Source organism: Achromobacter sp. SD115 (assembly GCF_017355315.1).
GTDB lineage: Bacteria > Pseudomonadota > Gammaproteobacteria > Burkholderiales > Burkholderiaceae_B > Achromobacter > Achromobacter xylosoxidans_B.
In genome coordinates this window covers 154,355-169,807 of record NZ_JADIJM010000004.1, presented here as the reverse complement: position 1 = coordinate 169,807, position 15,453 = coordinate 154,355, and the positions used below count along the sequence as shown (strand labels likewise).

General features: G+C 65.5%; 17 protein-coding genes. 7 read left to right on the top strand and 10 right to left on the bottom strand.

Annotated elements, in window-relative coordinates; genetic code table 11:
- Positions 1-86: 86 nt before the first annotated feature.
- The gene (alaC, locus tag IPU70_RS07635; protein ID WP_008164319.1) at positions 87-1,274 is read right to left on the bottom strand and encodes an alanine transaminase; all 1,188 of its coding nucleotides are present in this window, start codon (positions 1,272-1,274) and stop codon (positions 87-89) included.
- Positions 1,275-1,558: 284 nt separating this feature from the next.
- On the opposite strand from alaC, the gene IPU70_RS07630 reads away from it, so the two are divergent.
- The 3 genes from IPU70_RS07630 (at position 1,559) to IPU70_RS07620 (ending at position 4,245) form a co-directional block, all read left to right on the top strand.
- Positions 1,559-2,020 carry an Mth938-like domain-containing protein gene (locus IPU70_RS07630; RefSeq protein WP_013392566.1) on the top strand — a complete coding sequence of 154 codons (462 nt, stop codon included), beginning with the start codon at positions 1,559-1,561 and terminating at the stop codon, positions 2,018-2,020.
- A complete protein-coding gene (locus IPU70_RS07625; protein ID WP_013392565.1) occupies positions 2,017-2,481 on the top strand; it encodes a peroxiredoxin in 465 nt (154 codons plus the stop codon). Before IPU70_RS07630 ends, IPU70_RS07625 begins: the two co-directional genes overlap by 4 nt.
- A 63-nt stretch (positions 2,482-2,544) precedes the next feature.
- On the top strand, positions 2,545-4,245 hold the full coding sequence (locus IPU70_RS07620; RefSeq protein ID WP_207466217.1) for a PhoH family protein: 1,701 nt from the start codon (positions 2,545-2,547) through the stop codon (positions 4,243-4,245).
- Between the two features lie 66 nt (positions 4,246-4,311).
- Here IPU70_RS07620 and IPU70_RS07615 read toward each other — a convergent pair whose 3' ends face one another.
- The 7 genes from IPU70_RS07615 to IPU70_RS07585 form a co-directional block, all read right to left on the bottom strand.
- Positions 4,312-4,443: an entericidin A/B family lipoprotein gene (locus IPU70_RS07615; RefSeq protein WP_013392563.1), complete on the bottom strand. Its 132-nt coding sequence runs from the start codon at positions 4,441-4,443 to the stop codon at positions 4,312-4,314.
- A gap of 42 nt (positions 4,444-4,485) precedes the next feature.
- The gene (locus IPU70_RS07610) at positions 4,486-5,181 is read right to left on the bottom strand and encodes a fumarylacetoacetate hydrolase family protein (RefSeq protein ID WP_013392562.1); all 696 of its coding nucleotides are present in this window, start codon (positions 5,179-5,181) and stop codon (positions 4,486-4,488) included.
- Between the two features lie 165 nt (positions 5,182-5,346).
- Positions 5,347-5,649: a Dabb family protein gene (locus IPU70_RS07605; protein WP_207466215.1), complete on the bottom strand. Its 303-nt coding sequence runs from the start codon at positions 5,647-5,649 to the stop codon at positions 5,347-5,349.
- The gene (locus IPU70_RS07600; protein WP_207466213.1) at positions 5,649-7,526 is read right to left on the bottom strand and encodes an ABC transporter permease; all 1,878 of its coding nucleotides are present in this window, start codon (positions 7,524-7,526) and stop codon (positions 5,649-5,651) included. Before IPU70_RS07600 ends, IPU70_RS07605 begins: the two co-directional genes overlap by 1 nt.
- Positions 7,527-7,539: 13 nt before the next feature.
- Entirely contained in the window at positions 7,540-8,232 is a 693-nt protein-coding gene (locus IPU70_RS07595) for an ABC transporter ATP-binding protein (protein ID WP_207466212.1), read from the bottom strand.
- 1 nt (position 8,233) lies between these two features.
- A complete protein-coding gene (locus IPU70_RS07590; RefSeq protein WP_207466210.1) occupies positions 8,234-8,995 on the bottom strand; it encodes an ABC transporter ATP-binding protein in 762 nt (253 codons plus the stop codon).
- Between the two features lie 10 nt (positions 8,996-9,005).
- Entirely contained in the window at positions 9,006-9,785 is a 780-nt protein-coding gene (locus tag IPU70_RS07585; RefSeq protein ID WP_207466208.1) for an SDR family NAD(P)-dependent oxidoreductase, read from the bottom strand.
- Positions 9,786-9,959: 174 nt separating this feature from the next.
- On the opposite strand from IPU70_RS07585, the gene IPU70_RS07580 reads away from it, so the two are divergent.
- From IPU70_RS07580 to IPU70_RS07565, 4 genes are all read left to right on the top strand, one after another.
- A complete protein-coding gene (locus IPU70_RS07580; RefSeq protein WP_054451069.1) occupies positions 9,960-10,358 on the top strand; it encodes a cupin domain-containing protein in 399 nt (132 codons plus the stop codon).
- A gap of 78 nt (positions 10,359-10,436) precedes the next feature.
- On the top strand, positions 10,437-11,648 hold the full coding sequence (locus tag IPU70_RS07575; protein ID WP_207466207.1) for an ABC transporter substrate-binding protein: 1,212 nt from the start codon (positions 10,437-10,439) through the stop codon (positions 11,646-11,648).
- Positions 11,648-12,409, top strand: a complete 762-nt coding sequence (locus IPU70_RS07570; RefSeq protein ID WP_207466205.1) for an SDR family NAD(P)-dependent oxidoreductase — start codon at positions 11,648-11,650, stop codon at positions 12,407-12,409. The genes IPU70_RS07575 and IPU70_RS07570 overlap by 1 nt, the downstream gene beginning before the upstream one ends.
- Positions 12,410-12,424: 15 nt before the next feature.
- Entirely contained in the window at positions 12,425-13,264 is an 840-nt protein-coding gene (locus IPU70_RS07565; protein WP_207466203.1) for an IclR family transcriptional regulator, read from the top strand.
- Here IPU70_RS07565 and ppa read toward each other — a convergent pair whose 3' ends face one another.
- Together ppa and IPU70_RS07555 are read right to left on the bottom strand one after the other, a co-directional pair.
- On the bottom strand, positions 13,265-13,795 hold the full coding sequence (gene ppa, locus IPU70_RS07560; RefSeq protein WP_207466202.1) for an inorganic diphosphatase: 531 nt from the start codon (positions 13,793-13,795) through the stop codon (positions 13,265-13,267).
- Between the two features lie 32 nt (positions 13,796-13,827).
- On the bottom strand, positions 13,828-15,450 hold the full coding sequence (locus IPU70_RS07555) for a heme biosynthesis HemY N-terminal domain-containing protein (protein WP_207466201.1): 1,623 nt from the start codon (positions 15,448-15,450) through the stop codon (positions 13,828-13,830).
- Between the last annotated feature and the right edge of the window lie 3 nt (positions 15,451-15,453).

Sequence of the window (15,453 nt, the reverse complement as noted above, 5' to 3'; positions counted from 1 at the left end):
GCGCGGCCGCGCGGAGCCGGCTTCGCCGGTCCGCTGCAGCGCCCCCTTGAGGGGGAAGCGCGCAGCGCTGCGGGGGTGGGTTACCCCTACTTCAGCAATCCGTCCTTGCGGAACATGTCTTTGATGCCTCGCACCGCTTGCCGGGTGCGCTGCTCGTTTTCGATCAGGGCGAAGCGCACGTATTCGTCGCCATACTCGCCGAAGCCGATCCCGGGGGACACGGCTACCTTCGCATCCGACAGGACGCGCTTGGCAAATTCCAAAGAGCCCATCGCCCTGTAGGGTTCGGGGATCTGCGCCCAGATGTACATGGACGCCTTGGGAATTTCCACATTCCAACCTGCTTCATGCAAGCCGCGCACGAGCACGTCGCGGCGGCTTTGATACTGCGCCACGATTTCGTTCACGCAGTCCTGCGGACCGTCCAGCGCGGCGATGGACGCCACCTGGATCGGCGTGAACGTGCCGTAGTCGTGATAACTCTTGATGCGCGCGAGCGCGTTGACCAGCTCGCGGTTGCCGACCATGTAGCCGATGCGCCAGCCGGCCATGTTGTAGCTCTTGCTCATCGTGAAGAACTCGACGGCGACATCGCGCGCGCCAGGCACCTGCATGATGGAGGGCGCCACGTAGCCGTCGAACGTGATGTCGGCGTAGGCCAGGTCGTGCACGACCAGGATGTCGTGTTCCTTGGCCAGCGCCACCACGCGTTCGAAGAACGACAGGTCCACGCACTGCGCGGTCGGGTTGCTGGGGAAGCCCAGCACCATCATCTTGGGCTTCGGGATGGATTCGCGCACGGCGCGCTCCAGTTCCTCGAAGAAGTCCACGCCCGGCGTCATGCGCACGGAACGGATGTTGGCGCCGGCGATGACCGCGCCGTAGATGTGAATCGGGTAGCTGGGGTTGGGCACCAGCACGGTATCGCCACGGTCCAGCGTGGCCAGCATCAAGTGGGCCAGGCCTTCCTTGGAGCCGATGGTGACGATGGCTTCGGAATCCGGATCGAACTCGACCGCGTAGCGGCGCTGGTACCAGTCACAGATCGCCTTGCGCAGGCGCGGGATGCCCTTGGACACGGAATAGCCGTGCGTGGTCGGACGCGTCGTCGCTTCCACCATCTTGTCGACGATGTGCTTGGGAGTCGCGCCGTCCGGATTGCCCATCGACATGTCGATGATGTCTTCGCCACGCCTACGCGCCGCCATCTTGAGCTCGCCGGTAATGTTGAAAACGTACGGGGGCAAACGCTCGATGCGGGAGAACTTCCTCATGATGGGAATCCTTAGGGGCGATAAAAGGGCAAAAAACCAGGGCGCGAATGCGCGAAGGGGAAAAGGGTCCGAAACGCTGCGCCGGCATGGGATTGCAGTGCAGCAAAACCCTGTAATCTAGCGCAAGGACGCCTGTGCGGCAAATGGGGAAAAAAAGGGGCCGATTTCAGGGGGGCTTCCAGGGAAATCTCGTGTCGCAAGAGGGCTACGCCCCACACGTGGATACCCTGCAACATGGCGTCATCCTGATGCGCTATTATCGGGCCATATAGCCGGAGTTTTTATTGAAGCTGCATACCGATCCTGCGACGGCCGCTCTGAATACCGTCACCGCCTATGGTGATGGCTATATCGAGGTCAACCAGGTACGTTTTTCCTCCTCGGTCGCGTTCGGCCCCGAAGGCGAAGTGACCCACTGGCCCGTTGAGTCGCCGGCCGACATCACCCCCACTCTCTTGCGCCAGGCGGCCGGATTGTCCGAGCCCGTCCGCGACCCCATGGCCTTTCTGGACGAACCGGAAGCCGCCCCCAGCCGCCCCGCGAATGCGCCGGAAGTGCTGCTGGTGGGCACCGGCGGGCGCCAGCAGTTCCTGCGCCCCGACGTGCTGCGCCCGCTGCTGGCGGCCGGCATCGGCGTCGAGATCATGGACACGCACGCCGCCTCGCGCACCTACAACATCCTGATGGCGGAGGGCCGGCGCGTGGTCGTGGCCCTCATCCCCCCCAACGGAGAATCCCAGAAATGACGCCGACCATAGGCAAACCCGCCCCGCTGTTCACCGCTGAAAGCACCATAGGTCCGATCAGCCTGGAGCAGTGCCAGGGCCGCGCCGTGATCCTGTATTTCTACCCCAAGGACAATACGCCTGGCTGCACCACCGAAAGCCAGGATTTCCGCGACCTGAACGCCGAATTCCTGGCAGCCAGCGCCGTGGTCATCGGCATCTCGCGCGACTCGCTGAAGTCGCACGAGAACTTCAAGGCCAAGTACGAGCTTCCCTTCCCTCTCATCTCCGACGCCGACGAAACCGTCTGCAATCTGTTCGGCGTCATCAAGCAGAAGAATATGTACGGCAAGCAGGTGCGCGGCATTGAACGCAGCACCTTCCTGATCGATGCCTATGGCGTGCTGGTGCAGGAGTGGCGCGGGGTGAAGGTCCCGGGCCACGCCAAGGAAGTCCTGCAGGCAGCGAAAAGCATCGGTTAGCCGTGTAAGCACAGGTTTTACCCGTCAGGCGCTATAGCCGGCCCACACTGGAGAGTGACAAATATGCCGCTTCCGAAGTTGCCCACCCGTCCCGCAGCCATCCTGACCTTCCCCTCGGGCGAATCCGCCCGGGCGCAGGCCCGCAGCACCAAGACCGCCGCTGCGCGGTCCAGTACCCAGGCAGTCCTCGCCGAGGACGACGAAGACGAGTTGCTCGTCCAGCCCGAACTCGAAGGTCTGGCCGCACCGGCCCGCAAGGCGCAGATCCCGGCGCCCGCCCGCCAGGTGCCGCCGCCGGCGCCAGCCGCTCCCGCCGCGCGCGCCGAAACGCGCCGCGCCAAGCCCGGGCCCGCCAAGCGCACGAAAGCCCGCGCCCAGAACGAACCACGCAAGCTGTTCGTGCTGGATACCAACGTGTTGCTGCACGATCCCAGCTCGCTGTTCCGCTTCGAGGAGCACGACATCTTCCTGCCGATGATGACGCTCGAAGAGCTGGATCATCAGAAGAAAGGCATGTCGGAAGTGGCGCGCAACGCGCGCCAGGTCAGCCGTTCGCTGGACGCGCTGGTGCAGGACGCGAGCCAGCTCGACGAAGGGCTGGAGCTGACCAAGCTGGGCAACAAGGACGCCACCGGCCGCCTGATGTTCCAGACGACCGCGATCCACAGCACCCTGCCGTCCGACCTGCCCATGGGCAAGGCCGACAACCAGATCCTGGGCGTCGTACGGGCGCTGCAGGAAAAGTACCCGCAGCGCGAAGTCGTGCTGGTGTCCAAGGACATCAACATGCGCTTGAAGGCGCGCGCGCTGGGCATGGCCGCTGAAGACTACTTCAACGATCACGTCATGGAGGACTCGGACCTGATGTACTCGGGCGTGATGCAGCTGCCCGAGGACTTCTGGAACAAGCACGGCAAGGACGTCGAATCCTGGCAACAGGGCGGCACCACGTTCTACCGCATCCACGGCCCGCTATGCTCGCAGTTCGTGGTCAACCAGTTCGTCTACTTCGAAGGCCAGATGCCCCTGTACGCGCAGGTGCGCGAAGTCAGCGGCAAGATGGCGGTACTGGCGACGCTGCGCGACTACACCCACGGCAAGAACAACGTCTGGGGCATCACCGCGCGCAACCGCGAGCAGAACTTCGCCATGAACCTGTTGATGAATCCCGAATGCGACTTCGTGTCGCTGCTGGGCCAGGCGGGCACGGGCAAGACGCTGCTGGCACTGGCTGCGGGCATCACCCAGGTACTGGAAACCAAGCGCTACACCGAAATCATCATGACCCGCGTCACGGTGCCGGTCGGCGAAGACATCGGTTTCCTGCCGGGTACGGAAGAAGAGAAGATGCTGCCCTGGATGGGCGCCCTGGAAGACAACCTGGACGTCCTGAACATGGGTGAAGGCGAAGGCAATGGCGACTGGGGGCGCGCCGCCACCATGGACCTGATCCGTTCGCGCATCAAGGTCAAGTCCCTGAACTTCATGCGCGGCCGCACTTTCCTGAACAAGTACCTGATCATCGACGAGGCGCAAAACCTGACGCCCAAGCAGATGAAGACGCTGGTCACGCGCGCGGGCCCCGGCACCAAGGTCATCTGCCTGGGCAACATTGCCCAGATTGATACGCCCTACCTGACCGAAGGCAGTTCCGGCCTGACCTTCGTGGTCGACCGCTTCAAGGGCTGGCCGCATTCCGGGCACGTCACACTGCAGCGCGGCGAGCGTTCGCGCCTGGCCGACTACGCCGGAGATGTGTTGTAAACCCTTGCCGCCAAAGGAAAAAGCCCCTTGAGCGATCAAGGGGCTTTTTTTTGCCGGCGGCGACGATTACTTGTCGGCGGCATTGGTAATGGCACTGCCAGCCTTGGACATGTCCTTGCCCATGCCCGCGACGGTATTGCAACCGGCGAGGACAAAGCCGAACACGACGAAGGCGGTCAGCACGATCTTGCTGCGCATGCTGGCGCTCCTGAAGTGATGAAAACGGATCCGGAGCGTACTTTAAACGATCTGGACGCGGAGTTCACCCAGGCCTTCGACGCCGCCGGTGATCACGTCGCCCTGCAGCACGGCGCCCACGCCTTCGGGTGTGCCGGTGAAGATGATGTCGCCGGGTTGCAGTTCGAACAGGCCGGACAGGTAGGCAATGCTTTCAGGGATGTTCCACAACATTTGCGAGATGTCGCTGGACTGCTTGCGCTGGCCGTTCACGTCCAGCCAGATGGCGCCCTTATCCAGAGTGCCGACGACGCTGCGCGGATGGATCGGGCCCAGCGGAGCGGACAGGTCGAAGGCCTTGCCGATTTCCCAGGGACGGCCCTGCTTCTTCATTTCGCCTTGCAGGTCGCGGCGGGTCATGTCCAGGCCCAGCGCATAGCCCCACACGCAATCATTGGCCTGTTCCACCGGAATGTCGCGGCCACCCTTGCCCAGCACCACGACCAATTCCATCTCGTAGTGCAGGTTGGAGGTCTTGGGCGGATACGGCATCTTGCCGGTTTCGCCGTCGGCCACGCTCAGCACGGCATCGGCGGGCTTGCAGAAGAAGAACGGATCTTCGCGGCCGGTGAAGCCCATTTCCTTGGCGTGTTCAGCATAGTTGCGGCCGACGCAATAGACGCGGCGCACCGGAAACAGCGCGGCGCTGCCGGCAACGGGAACCGCGACGGGCGGCTGGGGGGGCAATACGTAGTCCATGTTCACTCGACCTATGAAGAATACGTGGCCGGAATCCGGCAGAAGAATACAGCCAGGCCCGCCAGGCGGCCGCTACCGCGGGTACCCCTCAGGAGGCGGGCCGGACAGGGAAAAGCCATCCGCGAGTTTATCCCTTTCCGGAGGGCAAGGCGCGGTCCGGGACGTTCAGCTGAAAGTAGGAATTTCCCCGTCGTACACCACCAGACGTTCGATGAAGCCCGCCATGTAGGCCTTCATTTCCTGGTGCGCCGGGGAGACCTGGTAGCGGTCATGCGCGGGACTGTCCGCGAACGCCGCCACCACGGCGTGGGTCAGGCCGTCCGAACGGCTGGCCTGGTTGGGCCGGAAGGCGTACCCCGCCACCCCCTCGCACTCGGCCAGGATGCGCTGGCAATAGCCCTGGACGCGGTCATGGAAGCGCGCGTCGGCGGCGCTGGACAGTTGCAGCATTACGACATGCAAGAACATCAGGATTCCTTTTTGCTGCGGGTAAGCGCCAGCCAGGCCCGCGAGACCAGCCCCATGATGCCGTCGCGGAACAAGAGGACGCAGAGTACGAAGATTGCGCCCTGGACGATGAGCACCCATGAGCCCAGCGGCGCCAGGTAGTTCTGCAGCGACACGAAGGTGAAGGCGCCGGCCAGCGGGCCGAACACCGTGCCGATGCCGCCCAGCAGCGCCATCAGCACCACTTCGCCATTGGCATGCCAATGCACGTCTGTCAGTGAAGCGACGCCGAACACCAGCACCTTCAGGCCGCCGGCCAGTCCCGCCACCGAGGCCGACAGCGTGAACGCCATCAGTTTGTAGCGCGAGGTGGAGTAGCCCAGCGAGCGGGCGCGCTGTTCGTTGTCGCGCACCGAGCGGATCACTTCGCCGAAGGGCGAATTCAACACGCGCAACACGAAGGCATAGCCCAACGCGAACACCGCCAACGTGAAGTAATACATAGGCATCACGCCTTCCAGGTCGAAGATGCCGAACAGCTTGCCGCGCGGCACGCTCTGCAGGCCGTCCTCGCCGCCGGTAAAGCCCGCCTGGACCGCAATGAAGTACACCAGTTGCGACAGCGCCAGCGTGATCATAGCGAAGTAGATGCCCTGGCGCCGGATGGCGATGGCGCCGAACGCCAGGCCCAGCAAGCCGCCCGTCACCACCCCGGCCAGCAGCCCGAGCTCGGGCGTGGCGCTCAACAGCTTCATCACGATGCCGGTGGCATAGGCTGCCGCGCCGAAGAACGCAGCATGGCCGAACGACAGCAGGCCCACATAGCCCACCAGCAGATTGAAGGCTGCGGCGAACAGCGCAAAGCACAGCACCTTCATCAGGAAGGTCGGATAGATGAACCAGGGCGCGGCCACGGCGGCCAAGGCCAGCACTGCCATCGCCACGCGCATGCCGCGGCGGCTTAGCTGCACCGGTTCGCGCGTCGCCTCGGCGGCCAACACGTTCTGCACCTGCAAGGGTTTGCCGAACAGGCCGGCGGGCTTGCACAACAGCACCAGCACCATGATGATGAAGATCGCCAGATTGGCGGCCTCGGGATAGAACACCTTGGTCAGGCCTTCGATGATGCCCAGCCCGAAGCCGCTGACGATGGCGCCCATGATGGAGCCCATGCCGCCGATCACCACCACCGCAAACACCACCACCACCAGGTTGGAGCCCATCATCGGACTGACCTGGTAGATGGGCGCGGCGATCACGCCCGCCACCGACGCCAGCGCCACGCCCAGCGCGTAGGTCAGCGTGATGAGCAGCGGCACGTTGATGCCGAAGGAACGCACCACCGTCGGGTTTTCCGTGGCCGCGCGCAGCATGGCGCCCACGCGGGTCTTCTCGATCAGCACCCAGACGGCCAGGCACAGCACCAGCGACACCGCCACCGCCCAGCCGCGATACCAGGGCAGGAACATGAAGCCCAGGTTGATGCCGCCGGTCAGCGCCTTGGGTATCGTGTAGGGCAGCCCCGACACGCCGTAGGCCTGCCGCAAGCCGCCTTCGATCAGCAGCGCGATGCCGAAGGTCAGCAGCAGGCCATACAGATGGTCCATGCGGTAGGTGCGCGAGATCAGCAGGCGCTCGACCACGATGGCGAACACGGCCATGATGAGCGGCACCAGCACCAGCGCGGCCCAGTAGTTCACGCCCAGGTAGTTCAGCAGCATCCAGGCCAAGAATGCGCCCGCGGTGTACTGCGCGCCATGGGCGAAGTTGATGATGTTCAACAGGCCGAAGATCACCGCCAGCCCGATCGACAGCAGCGCGTAGAACGAGCCGTTGATCAGGCCGAGCAGCAGCTGGCCGAATAGTGCCGTGGACGGCACGCCGAAAATTTCGAACACGTGGATTCTCCCCTCAGACACCCAGGCGGCGCTTGATCCGCTCGGGATCGTTGCGCGCTTCTTCGGCCGACAGCTGATCGACGACGCAGCCGTGCTCCATGACGTAGTGGCGGTCCGCCACCTTGGTCGCGAAACGGAAGTTCTGCTCGACCAGCACGATGGTGAAGCCCCGCTCCTTCAAGGTGCGGATGGCCTGTCCGATCTGCTGCACGATGACCGGCGCCAGGCCCTCGGTGGGCTCGTCCAGCAGGATGAGCTGGGCGCCAGTGCGCAGGATGCGCGCGATCGCCAGCATCTGCTGTTCGCCGCCGGAAAGGTTGCCGCCGGAGCTGGCGCTGCGCTCGCGCAGGTTGGGAAACAGCGTGTAGATCTCGTCCAGCGACATGCCGCCGTCGGCCAGGCGCGGCGGCAGCATCAGGTTCTCGGTCACGTCCAGGCTACGGAACACGGCCCGCTCTTCCGGGCAATACACTACGCCCAGCCGTGGAATGCGGTGCGGCGCCATGCCCACGGTCTCGTGGCCGTTCAGGCGGATGGAGCCGCGGCGCTTGTCCATGATGCCCATGATGGCGCGCAGCGTGGTGGTCTTGCCCGCACCGTTGCGGCCCAGGATGGTGACGAGTTCGCCGCGCCGCACTTCCATGTCCACGCCGTGCAGCACGTGGGATTCGCCGTACCAGGCGTTGAGGTCCTTGATCTCCAGCATCTCAGTGCGCCTCCTCGTCCGAACCCATGTACGCCGTGATGACGCGCTCGTCGCTGGACACGGTGGCGTAGTCGCCCTGGGCCAGCACCGCGCCGCGTGCCAGCACCGTGATGGTGTCGGACAGGTCCGCCACCACCGACAGGTTGTGCTCGACCATCAGGATGCTGCGGTTGGCGGATGCGCGCCGGATCAGCGCGGCGATGCGGGTCACGTCCTCCTGGCCCAGGCCCGCCATGGGTTCGTCCAGCAGCATGATTTCCGGTTCCAGCGCCAGGGTCATGGCGATCTCCAGCGCGCGCTTGCGGCCGTAGGGCAGCAGGGCCGCCGTGGTGTCCGCCAGGCCGCTCAGGCCGACGGCATCCAGCAGTTCCATGGCGCGGCCGTTCAGGCGGTCGATGCTGCTGCGGTTGCGCCAGAAGCGCCAGCCGTCGCCGTGCTGGCGCATCAGCGCCACGCGCATGTTCTGCAGCGCCGTCAGGCCCAGGAACACCGCCGATATCTGGAACGAGCGGACGATCCCCAGGCGCGCGATCTGCTCGGGCGCCAGCGCCGTGATGTCGCGGCCGCGGTAGTGGATGACGCCCGCGTCGGGCGTGAGGAATTTGGTCAGCAGGTTGAAGCAGGTGGTCTTGCCTGCGCCGTTGGGGCCGATCAAGGCATGGATGGAGCCTTCGCGCAGGGACAAGGAGACGCCGTCGACGGCGTTGAAACCGCCGAACCGCTTGATCAATCCCTGCGCGGACAGGACCGCTTGGGTGTTCATGGGCGCCCTCCTACATGCGGGCCAGCAGGCCGCCGTCGATCGCCAGGACGTGTCCGTTGACGAACGAAGCGCCCGGCGAGGCCAGGTAGACCACGGCCGGCGCAATGTCTTCCGGCGCCGCCCAACGACCAGCGGGCACCGCCGTGGCCAGGAAGGACTGAAACTGCGGATTGTCCTGCAGCCCCTGCGTGAAATCGGTGCGCACGAAGCCGGGCGCCAGCGCGTTGCAGGTGATGCCGCTGGCGCCGTATTCGACCGCCAGCGCGCGGGCGAAGGCCGCGATCGCGCCCTTGGCGGTGGCATAGGCGGCAATGTTGGGCATGGTGGCCTGCCCCGCCACGGACGACATCAGCACGATGCGGCCGAAACCGCGCTTGCCCATGCCGGGCAGCACCGCCCGCGCGCAATGGAAGGCGCCGTTGACGTGCACGTTCTGCAAGGCCTGCCATTCGGCGGAACTCATTTCCACCACCGGCTTGCGGTTCTGGTTGCCGGCACTGCTGACCAGCACGTCGACCGCCAGCCCCGCTCGCTCCAACTGCGCGACGGCGTCGGCCACCGCCTTGTCGTCGGCGACGTCGAAAGGCGCGCCATGGGCCTTGATGCCCTCGGCCGCCAGGCGCTCGCAGGCGGCGGCGCAAGCGTCGCCCGACAGATCGTTGATTACCACCTGGGCACCCGCCTGGCCCAAGGCCCGCGCGATGGCGTAACCCAGTCCCCGTGCCGCGCCGGTCACCAGCGCGACGCGCCCCGCCAGACCGAACGTGCGGTCCAGATAGTCGTGTTTCAAGCTTGTCTCCTTGGTCTTATATGTGCCGGATTTCTTGGCCCGGCCTGTGTCGCTGCATGCTCGCGTCAAGCGAAAACACGATTGACATAAATCTCAATATACGCGACTATTTTTAAACACTCAATAACAAGATTTTTTCTTTATCTCTCATAAAGAGTTCTGGTAGGAGACATCATGGCCCTGGAAACTCCCGGCTGCCCTGCAGCCAACGCCTTGCCGCCCCTGGCTTCACGCTTCCTCAAGGTTGCTGATCTGCCATGGAAGCCGACGCAGGTGGAAGGCATAGACATGAAGGTGCTGATGCAGGACAAGGAGACCGGCCTCCTGACCGCCCTGTTCCGTTGGCAGCCCGGCACCGAACTGCCCTTGCACGAGCACGTGGAGGTCGAACAGACCTTCGTGCTGGAAGGCTCGATCGTCGACGCCGAAGGCGAAGTCTGCGCCGGCGATTACGTGTGGCGCCCGCGCGGCAACCGGCACGTGGCGCGCGCGCCCAACGGCGCCCTGGTGCTGAGCTTCTTCCTGAAACCCAATATGTTTATCGACGCCTACGCCGGCCAGACGCTGGAATAAGCCCCCCACAAGAAGACCCGGCGCGACCGTCCGGCACAGGTCGGCGCGCAAGAACGAAGCCCCCGAGGAGACATACCCATGAAGACCCGTTTGAAGAACAGCCTGGCCGCCTGCGTGCTGGGCGCCCTGTCCGTATCCGCCCAGGCGCAAGTGTCGGATGACGTCGTGAAGATCGGCGTGCTGGGCGACCAGTCCGGCATGATGGCCGACCTGTCCGGCAAGTTCGGCGTGGAAGCCGTGAAGATGGCCGTCGAGGATTTCGGCGGCACCGTGCTGGGCAAGCCCATCGAAGTGATCTCGGCCGACCACCAGAACAAGGTCGACATCGGCGTGGCGACCGCGCGCCGCTGGTACGAGAACGACAAGGTGGACCTGATCCTGGACGTACCCAATTCCGCCATCGCGCTGGCGGTGCAGGACCTGACCCGCCAGATGAAGCGCGTGGTGATCTTCACCAGCGCCGGCTCGGCCGACCTGACCGGCAAGGCCTGCTCGCCCAACGGCATGCACTGGACCTACGACACCTATGCCTACGCCACCGGCGTGGCCAATGGCGTCATGGAAGACGGCGGCAAGAGCTGGTACTTCATCACCTCCGACTATGCCTTCGGCCATTCGCTGGAACGCGACGCCATGGCGGTGGTCAAGGCCAAGGGCGGGCAGGTGGTCGGCAGCGTGCGCCATCCCATCGCCAGCGCGGATTTCTCTTCGTTCCTGCTGCAGGCGCAAGCGTCCAAGGCGCAGGTGATCGGCCTGGCCAACGGCAGCGGCGACACCATCAACAGCATCAAGCAGGCTTTCGAGTTCGGCATCATGGGCAGCAAGCAGCGCGTGGCCGCGCTCTTCATGAGCATCGTGGACGTGCGCAGCGTGGGGCTGGAGTACGCGCAAGGCCTGAACCTGGTGGAACCCTTCTACTGGGACCTGGACGACAAGTCGCGGCAATGGTCCGAGCGCTACTTCAAGCGCACCGGCCGCATGCCGTCCATGGTCCAGGCCAGCAACTACAGCGCCGCCATGCACTACCTGAACGCCATCAAGGCGGCCGGCACGGATGCTTCCGAGCCGGTACTGAAGAAGATGCATGAGACGCCCATCAACGACTTCATGACCGAGAACGGCCGCATCCGCGAGGACGGCCGCATCATGCGCGACCTGTACCTGTTCCAGGTCAAAAAGCCCTCGGAATCCAAGCGCGACTGGGACTACTACAACCTGGTGCGCAAGATTCCGGCCGAACAGGCCTTCCGCCCGCTCAAGGACGGCGCCTGCCCGCTGGTGAAATCGTGATGGACGGCGCGCTTGGGCTGCTGGCCGGCAAGCGCGCCATTGTCACGGGGGGCGCCAACCCCCGTGGCATAGGCGCCGCCATCGTCGACCTTTTCATCGCGCAGGGTGCGGCCGTCGCCGTGCTGGACCAGGCTTATCCGGACGGCGCCAGCGCGACGCTGGCCGCCGGCCGCATCGACCTGCACTGCGACGTGTCGCGCACGGCCTCCTGCGAGGCGGCGATCGAGCGCGCCAGGGATGCACTGGGCGGCATCGACGTGCTGGTCAACAACGCCGGCATCGTCGCCGCCACGCGCATCTGGGATCTGCCCGAGGACGAGTTCCGCCGCATGGTCGAAGTCAACCTGACCGGCACCTACAACGTCACGCACGCAGCGCTGCCCGAATTGCTGCAAAGCCCGCGGCGCCCGGCCATCGTCAACCTGGGCTCCACCGCCGCGCTGCGCGGCGGCGGCCTCCTGGGGGGTTCGCACTATGCCGCTTCCAAGGGCGGCGTCATCAGCTTCACCAAGGCGCTGGCCCGGGAACTCGGCCCGCGCGGCGTGCGCGCCAACTGCGTGGCCCCCGGCATCATCGAGACGGACATGACGCTGGGGAAATTCGGCGAAAATTGGGAACAAGAACTCAAACAGGGCATTCCGCTACAGCGCTTTGGCTCGCCCGCCGAAGTCGCGCAGGCCATACTTTTCCTGGCTTCGGACCTGTCCTCCTACTCAACCGGCATCGTGGTCGACGTCAATGGCGGCTTCCACATTCACTAGGCGCGCCCTTCCGCAATGAGCACTCCAGACCGCATGTTGTCCATCCTCGACCTCTTTCGCGACGACACCACCGCCGCGTTCCAGGAAGACGTCATGGCGCATCTGGACTGCTCGCGCGCCACGGCCTACCGCTACCTGAAGTCGCTGACCGAAAGCGGGCTGCTCGCGCCCACTGCGGGCGGCGCCTATGTGCTGGGATCGCGCATCATCGAACTGGACCGTCATCTGCGCCGGCACGACCCGCTGATGCGCGCGGCGCGCGAGGTCATGCGTGCCACCGGCGACGAACTGCACGCCAATCTGATGCTGTGCAATTACTACGGCGACAAGGTCATGTGCGTGGACCGCTACTGGACCGACGATTCCATCGAATCCAGCTACGCCCGCGGCCGTCCCTACACCATGTTCCATGGCGCCACGGCCAAGCCCATCCTGGCCAACCTGCCGCCGTACCAGCTGCGTAACCTGATGCTGTGGCACGCAGCCGAAATCCGCGAGGCCGGGTTGGGCGAAGACTGGGATGAGTTCCGCGCCAACCTCAAGCGGCTGCGCGCCGCTGGCGTGTACGTGTCGCATGGCGAGGTCGACCCGGGGTTGATAGGCATAGGCTCGGCCATCTTCAGCGCCGAACAGAAGGTCGTGGGCAGCCTGGTATTCATCGCCGCGGAAGCGCGCACCTCGGCCGAGCGTCTGGAGGTACTACAGGCGCGCATCCAAATCGCGGCCGCGCAGGTGTCGCGCAATCTGCAGGCCCCACAAAGCAACGGCGCGGCGGCGATCGGCATCATGCCGTCGCGGCCGCGCCGCACCAAGTCCCCGGCCGCAGCAACACCGGCCAGGACCAGGAAACCGTAATCAGGCCTTGTTGTAGCGCTCGGCGCTGCGGACGATTTCCTCGTGCGCGGCGTCCAGGCCCTTCCAGCCCTTGACCTTGACCCACTTGCCCTTTTCCAGGTCCTTGTAGTGCTCGAAGAAATGCTGGATGCGGGCGATGTCTTCGGCCGGCAGATCTTCGTAGGACTTGATGTTGCGGTACGGGGGGTACAGCTTTTCGATCGGCACCGCCAGCAGCTTGGCGTCGCCGCCCGACTCGTCGTCCATTTCCAGCACGCCGATGGCGCGGCAGCGCACCACCGCGCCGATCTGGATCGGGAACGGGGTCAGCACCAGCACGTCGGCGGGGTCGCCGTCTTCGGACAGGGTTTGCGGGATGTAGCCGTAGTTGCACGGATAGTGCATGGCGGTCAGCATGAAGCGGTCAACGAAAATCGCGCCCGTGTCTTTGTCGACCTCGTACTTCACCGGGTCGGCGTTCATGGGGATTTCGATGATGACGTTGAAGTCTTCCGGCAGCTTCTTGCCAGGGGAGACGCGATCAAGACTCATGATTCAACCTTGTTGTGTGTCTGAAGGATTGTTCAAATCGAGCCGTCGTCCTTGAACGGCGGCTTGGTCGCCGGCACGGGCGCGGCGGCCGGCGCGGGCTTGGACCCTGCGGGCGTAGCCGGCGCGTACGTGGGCACGGGGTCATCGAAAGCCGCCGCCGGAATGGGGGCGCTATCGAAGTACTCGTCGATGTCGGAGGTACTGCCGCCAGCCAGCGGGGCGTCTTCGGGAGCCAGCGCGCGTTCGCGCTGCTCTTTGTTCACGCGGGCGTCCGGATCCAGCACGTAGTCGGAGGCCGAGGCCGCCACTGCCGGCGGCAGCGCGGGGTAATCGCCGCCCAGTTCGGCGTCGCCGTCGGTATCGGACAGGCCCACCGCGTAGCCGCCTTCGGCATCCACGCGATAGGGATCGGAACCGGTGTCCGCGGCGGGCAAGGCGGCATCCGCCGCCAGCACCGGCAGCGCCATGCTGGCCGCCGTTGCCAGGCGCCAGTGGCGCACCGCGTCGGCGGGACGTTCCAGGCGGTCATACAGGCTGCCCAGCAGCGCATGCGTCTGCGCGTCGCTGCGGCGGCTGAGGCTGCGCAGCAGATAGCGTTCGGCCTGGCCCCAGAGCTGGCCGTTCAGGCACAGCATGCCCAGCGCGGTCAGCAGGTCGGGATCGGTGGGACGCTGTTGCAGCCAGGTCTCGGCGCGGGCCAGCCGGCGCGAAACCTGTTCGGCTTCGCAACGGGCGTAGGCCGCCACCAAAGCCGGATTGAACTTCACGGCGACCGCGGCTTCCAGCACGCGCGCGGCTTCGCTGGCTTCGCCGGCGGCCTCGAACGCGGCCGCGCCCGCCAGCGCGATTTCCGGCAGCAGCCGTTCCTCGGCCTTCAGGTCCTTCCAGATGGCGCGCCAGGCCTCGCTGCCACCAGCCGCCGCGGCGCGCAGGCGCGCCGCGCCCGAAGCGTCGATCAGGAGGTCGGCTTCGGCACGGGCCAGGGCATTGCGGCGCACCAGGCCGCGCGCCAACGTGAAGACCTGTTCGTCGTGATGCAGGGCGGTATGCGCGCGCAGCAGCAGGCGCATGGTGTGCAGATGGCGCGCGCCGCCGTCGGCCAGCGGCTCCAGCACGCCCAGCGCGCGCTCGGCGCGGCCTTGGTCCAGCAGCATGTCGGCCGACACCGTAGCGGTGGCTTCGATCAGGCCGGCGTCCGTGCCGGCCTGTTCCTGCGCGGTCGCCAGCAGGCGGTCGCGGCGGTCGAATTCGCCCAGGCCATGCGTGGCGCGGGCTGCGGACAAGGCCGCCAGCACGCGGCGCGTCTGGACCTTGGTCTGGTCCAGCAGCTTGGTGAGATCTTTTTCGGCGGTGGTGTAGCGCCCTTCCAGCAGGCCGATCCAGCCGCGCTCCAGCAATTCGTGGTCGCGCGCCTGGGCGCGCTTGCCGCGCCAGGCCCGCACGCGGTCGGGGATAGCCAGCAGCCATGCCAGCAGGCGCAGGCCCACGTACAGCACGATGAAGGCCGCAACGATGAGCAGGACCGCGAGCGTCAGCGACATGTTGATGCGCCACGGCCAGACCAGCAACAGCACGTTGCCGGAGTGTGAACGCAGCACCACCGCCAGGGCGACGGCGACGACGGCGAGCAGCAGTGTCCAGAACCAGGTACGCATAAG

What these genes read in the sequence shown, in the direction of transcription:
- IPU70_RS07555 (WP_207466201.1), bottom strand. Translation starts at nt 15,450, where the DNA reads ATGCGTACCTGGTTCTGGACACTGCTGCTCGCCGTCGTCGCCGTCGCC.
- alaC (WP_008164319.1), bottom strand. Translation starts at nt 1,274, where the DNA reads ATGAGGAAGTTCTCCCGCATCGAGCGTTTGCCCCCGTACGTTTTCAAC.
- IPU70_RS07615 (WP_013392563.1), bottom strand. Translation starts at nt 4,443, where the DNA reads ATGCGCAGCAAGATCGTGCTGACCGCCTTCGTCGTGTTCGGCTTTGTC.
- IPU70_RS07590 (WP_207466210.1), bottom strand. Translation starts at nt 8,995, where the DNA reads ATGAACACCCAAGCGGTCCTGTCCGCGCAGGGATTGATCAAGCGGTTC.
- IPU70_RS07565 (WP_207466203.1), top strand. Translation starts at nt 12,425, where the DNA reads ATGAGCACTCCAGACCGCATGTTGTCCATCCTCGACCTCTTTCGCGAC.
- IPU70_RS07570 (WP_207466205.1), top strand. Translation starts at nt 11,648, where the DNA reads ATGGACGGCGCGCTTGGGCTGCTGGCCGGCAAGCGCGCCATTGTCACG.
- IPU70_RS07620 (WP_207466217.1), top strand. Translation starts at nt 2,545, where the DNA reads ATGCCGCTTCCGAAGTTGCCCACCCGTCCCGCAGCCATCCTGACCTTC.
- IPU70_RS07625 (WP_013392565.1), top strand. Translation starts at nt 2,017, where the DNA reads ATGACGCCGACCATAGGCAAACCCGCCCCGCTGTTCACCGCTGAAAGC.
- IPU70_RS07610 (WP_013392562.1), bottom strand. Translation starts at nt 5,181, where the DNA reads ATGGACTACGTATTGCCCCCCCAGCCGCCCGTCGCGGTTCCCGTTGCC.
- IPU70_RS07595 (WP_207466212.1), bottom strand. Translation starts at nt 8,232, where the DNA reads ATGCTGGAGATCAAGGACCTCAACGCCTGGTACGGCGAATCCCACGTG.
- IPU70_RS07580 (WP_054451069.1), top strand. Translation starts at nt 9,960, where the DNA reads ATGGCCCTGGAAACTCCCGGCTGCCCTGCAGCCAACGCCTTGCCGCCC.
- ppa (WP_207466202.1), bottom strand. Translation starts at nt 13,795, where the DNA reads ATGAGTCTTGATCGCGTCTCCCCTGGCAAGAAGCTGCCGGAAGACTTC.
- IPU70_RS07575 (WP_207466207.1), top strand. Translation starts at nt 10,437, where the DNA reads ATGAAGACCCGTTTGAAGAACAGCCTGGCCGCCTGCGTGCTGGGCGCC.
- IPU70_RS07605 (WP_207466215.1), bottom strand. Translation starts at nt 5,649, where the DNA reads ATGTTCTTGCATGTCGTAATGCTGCAACTGTCCAGCGCCGCCGACGCG.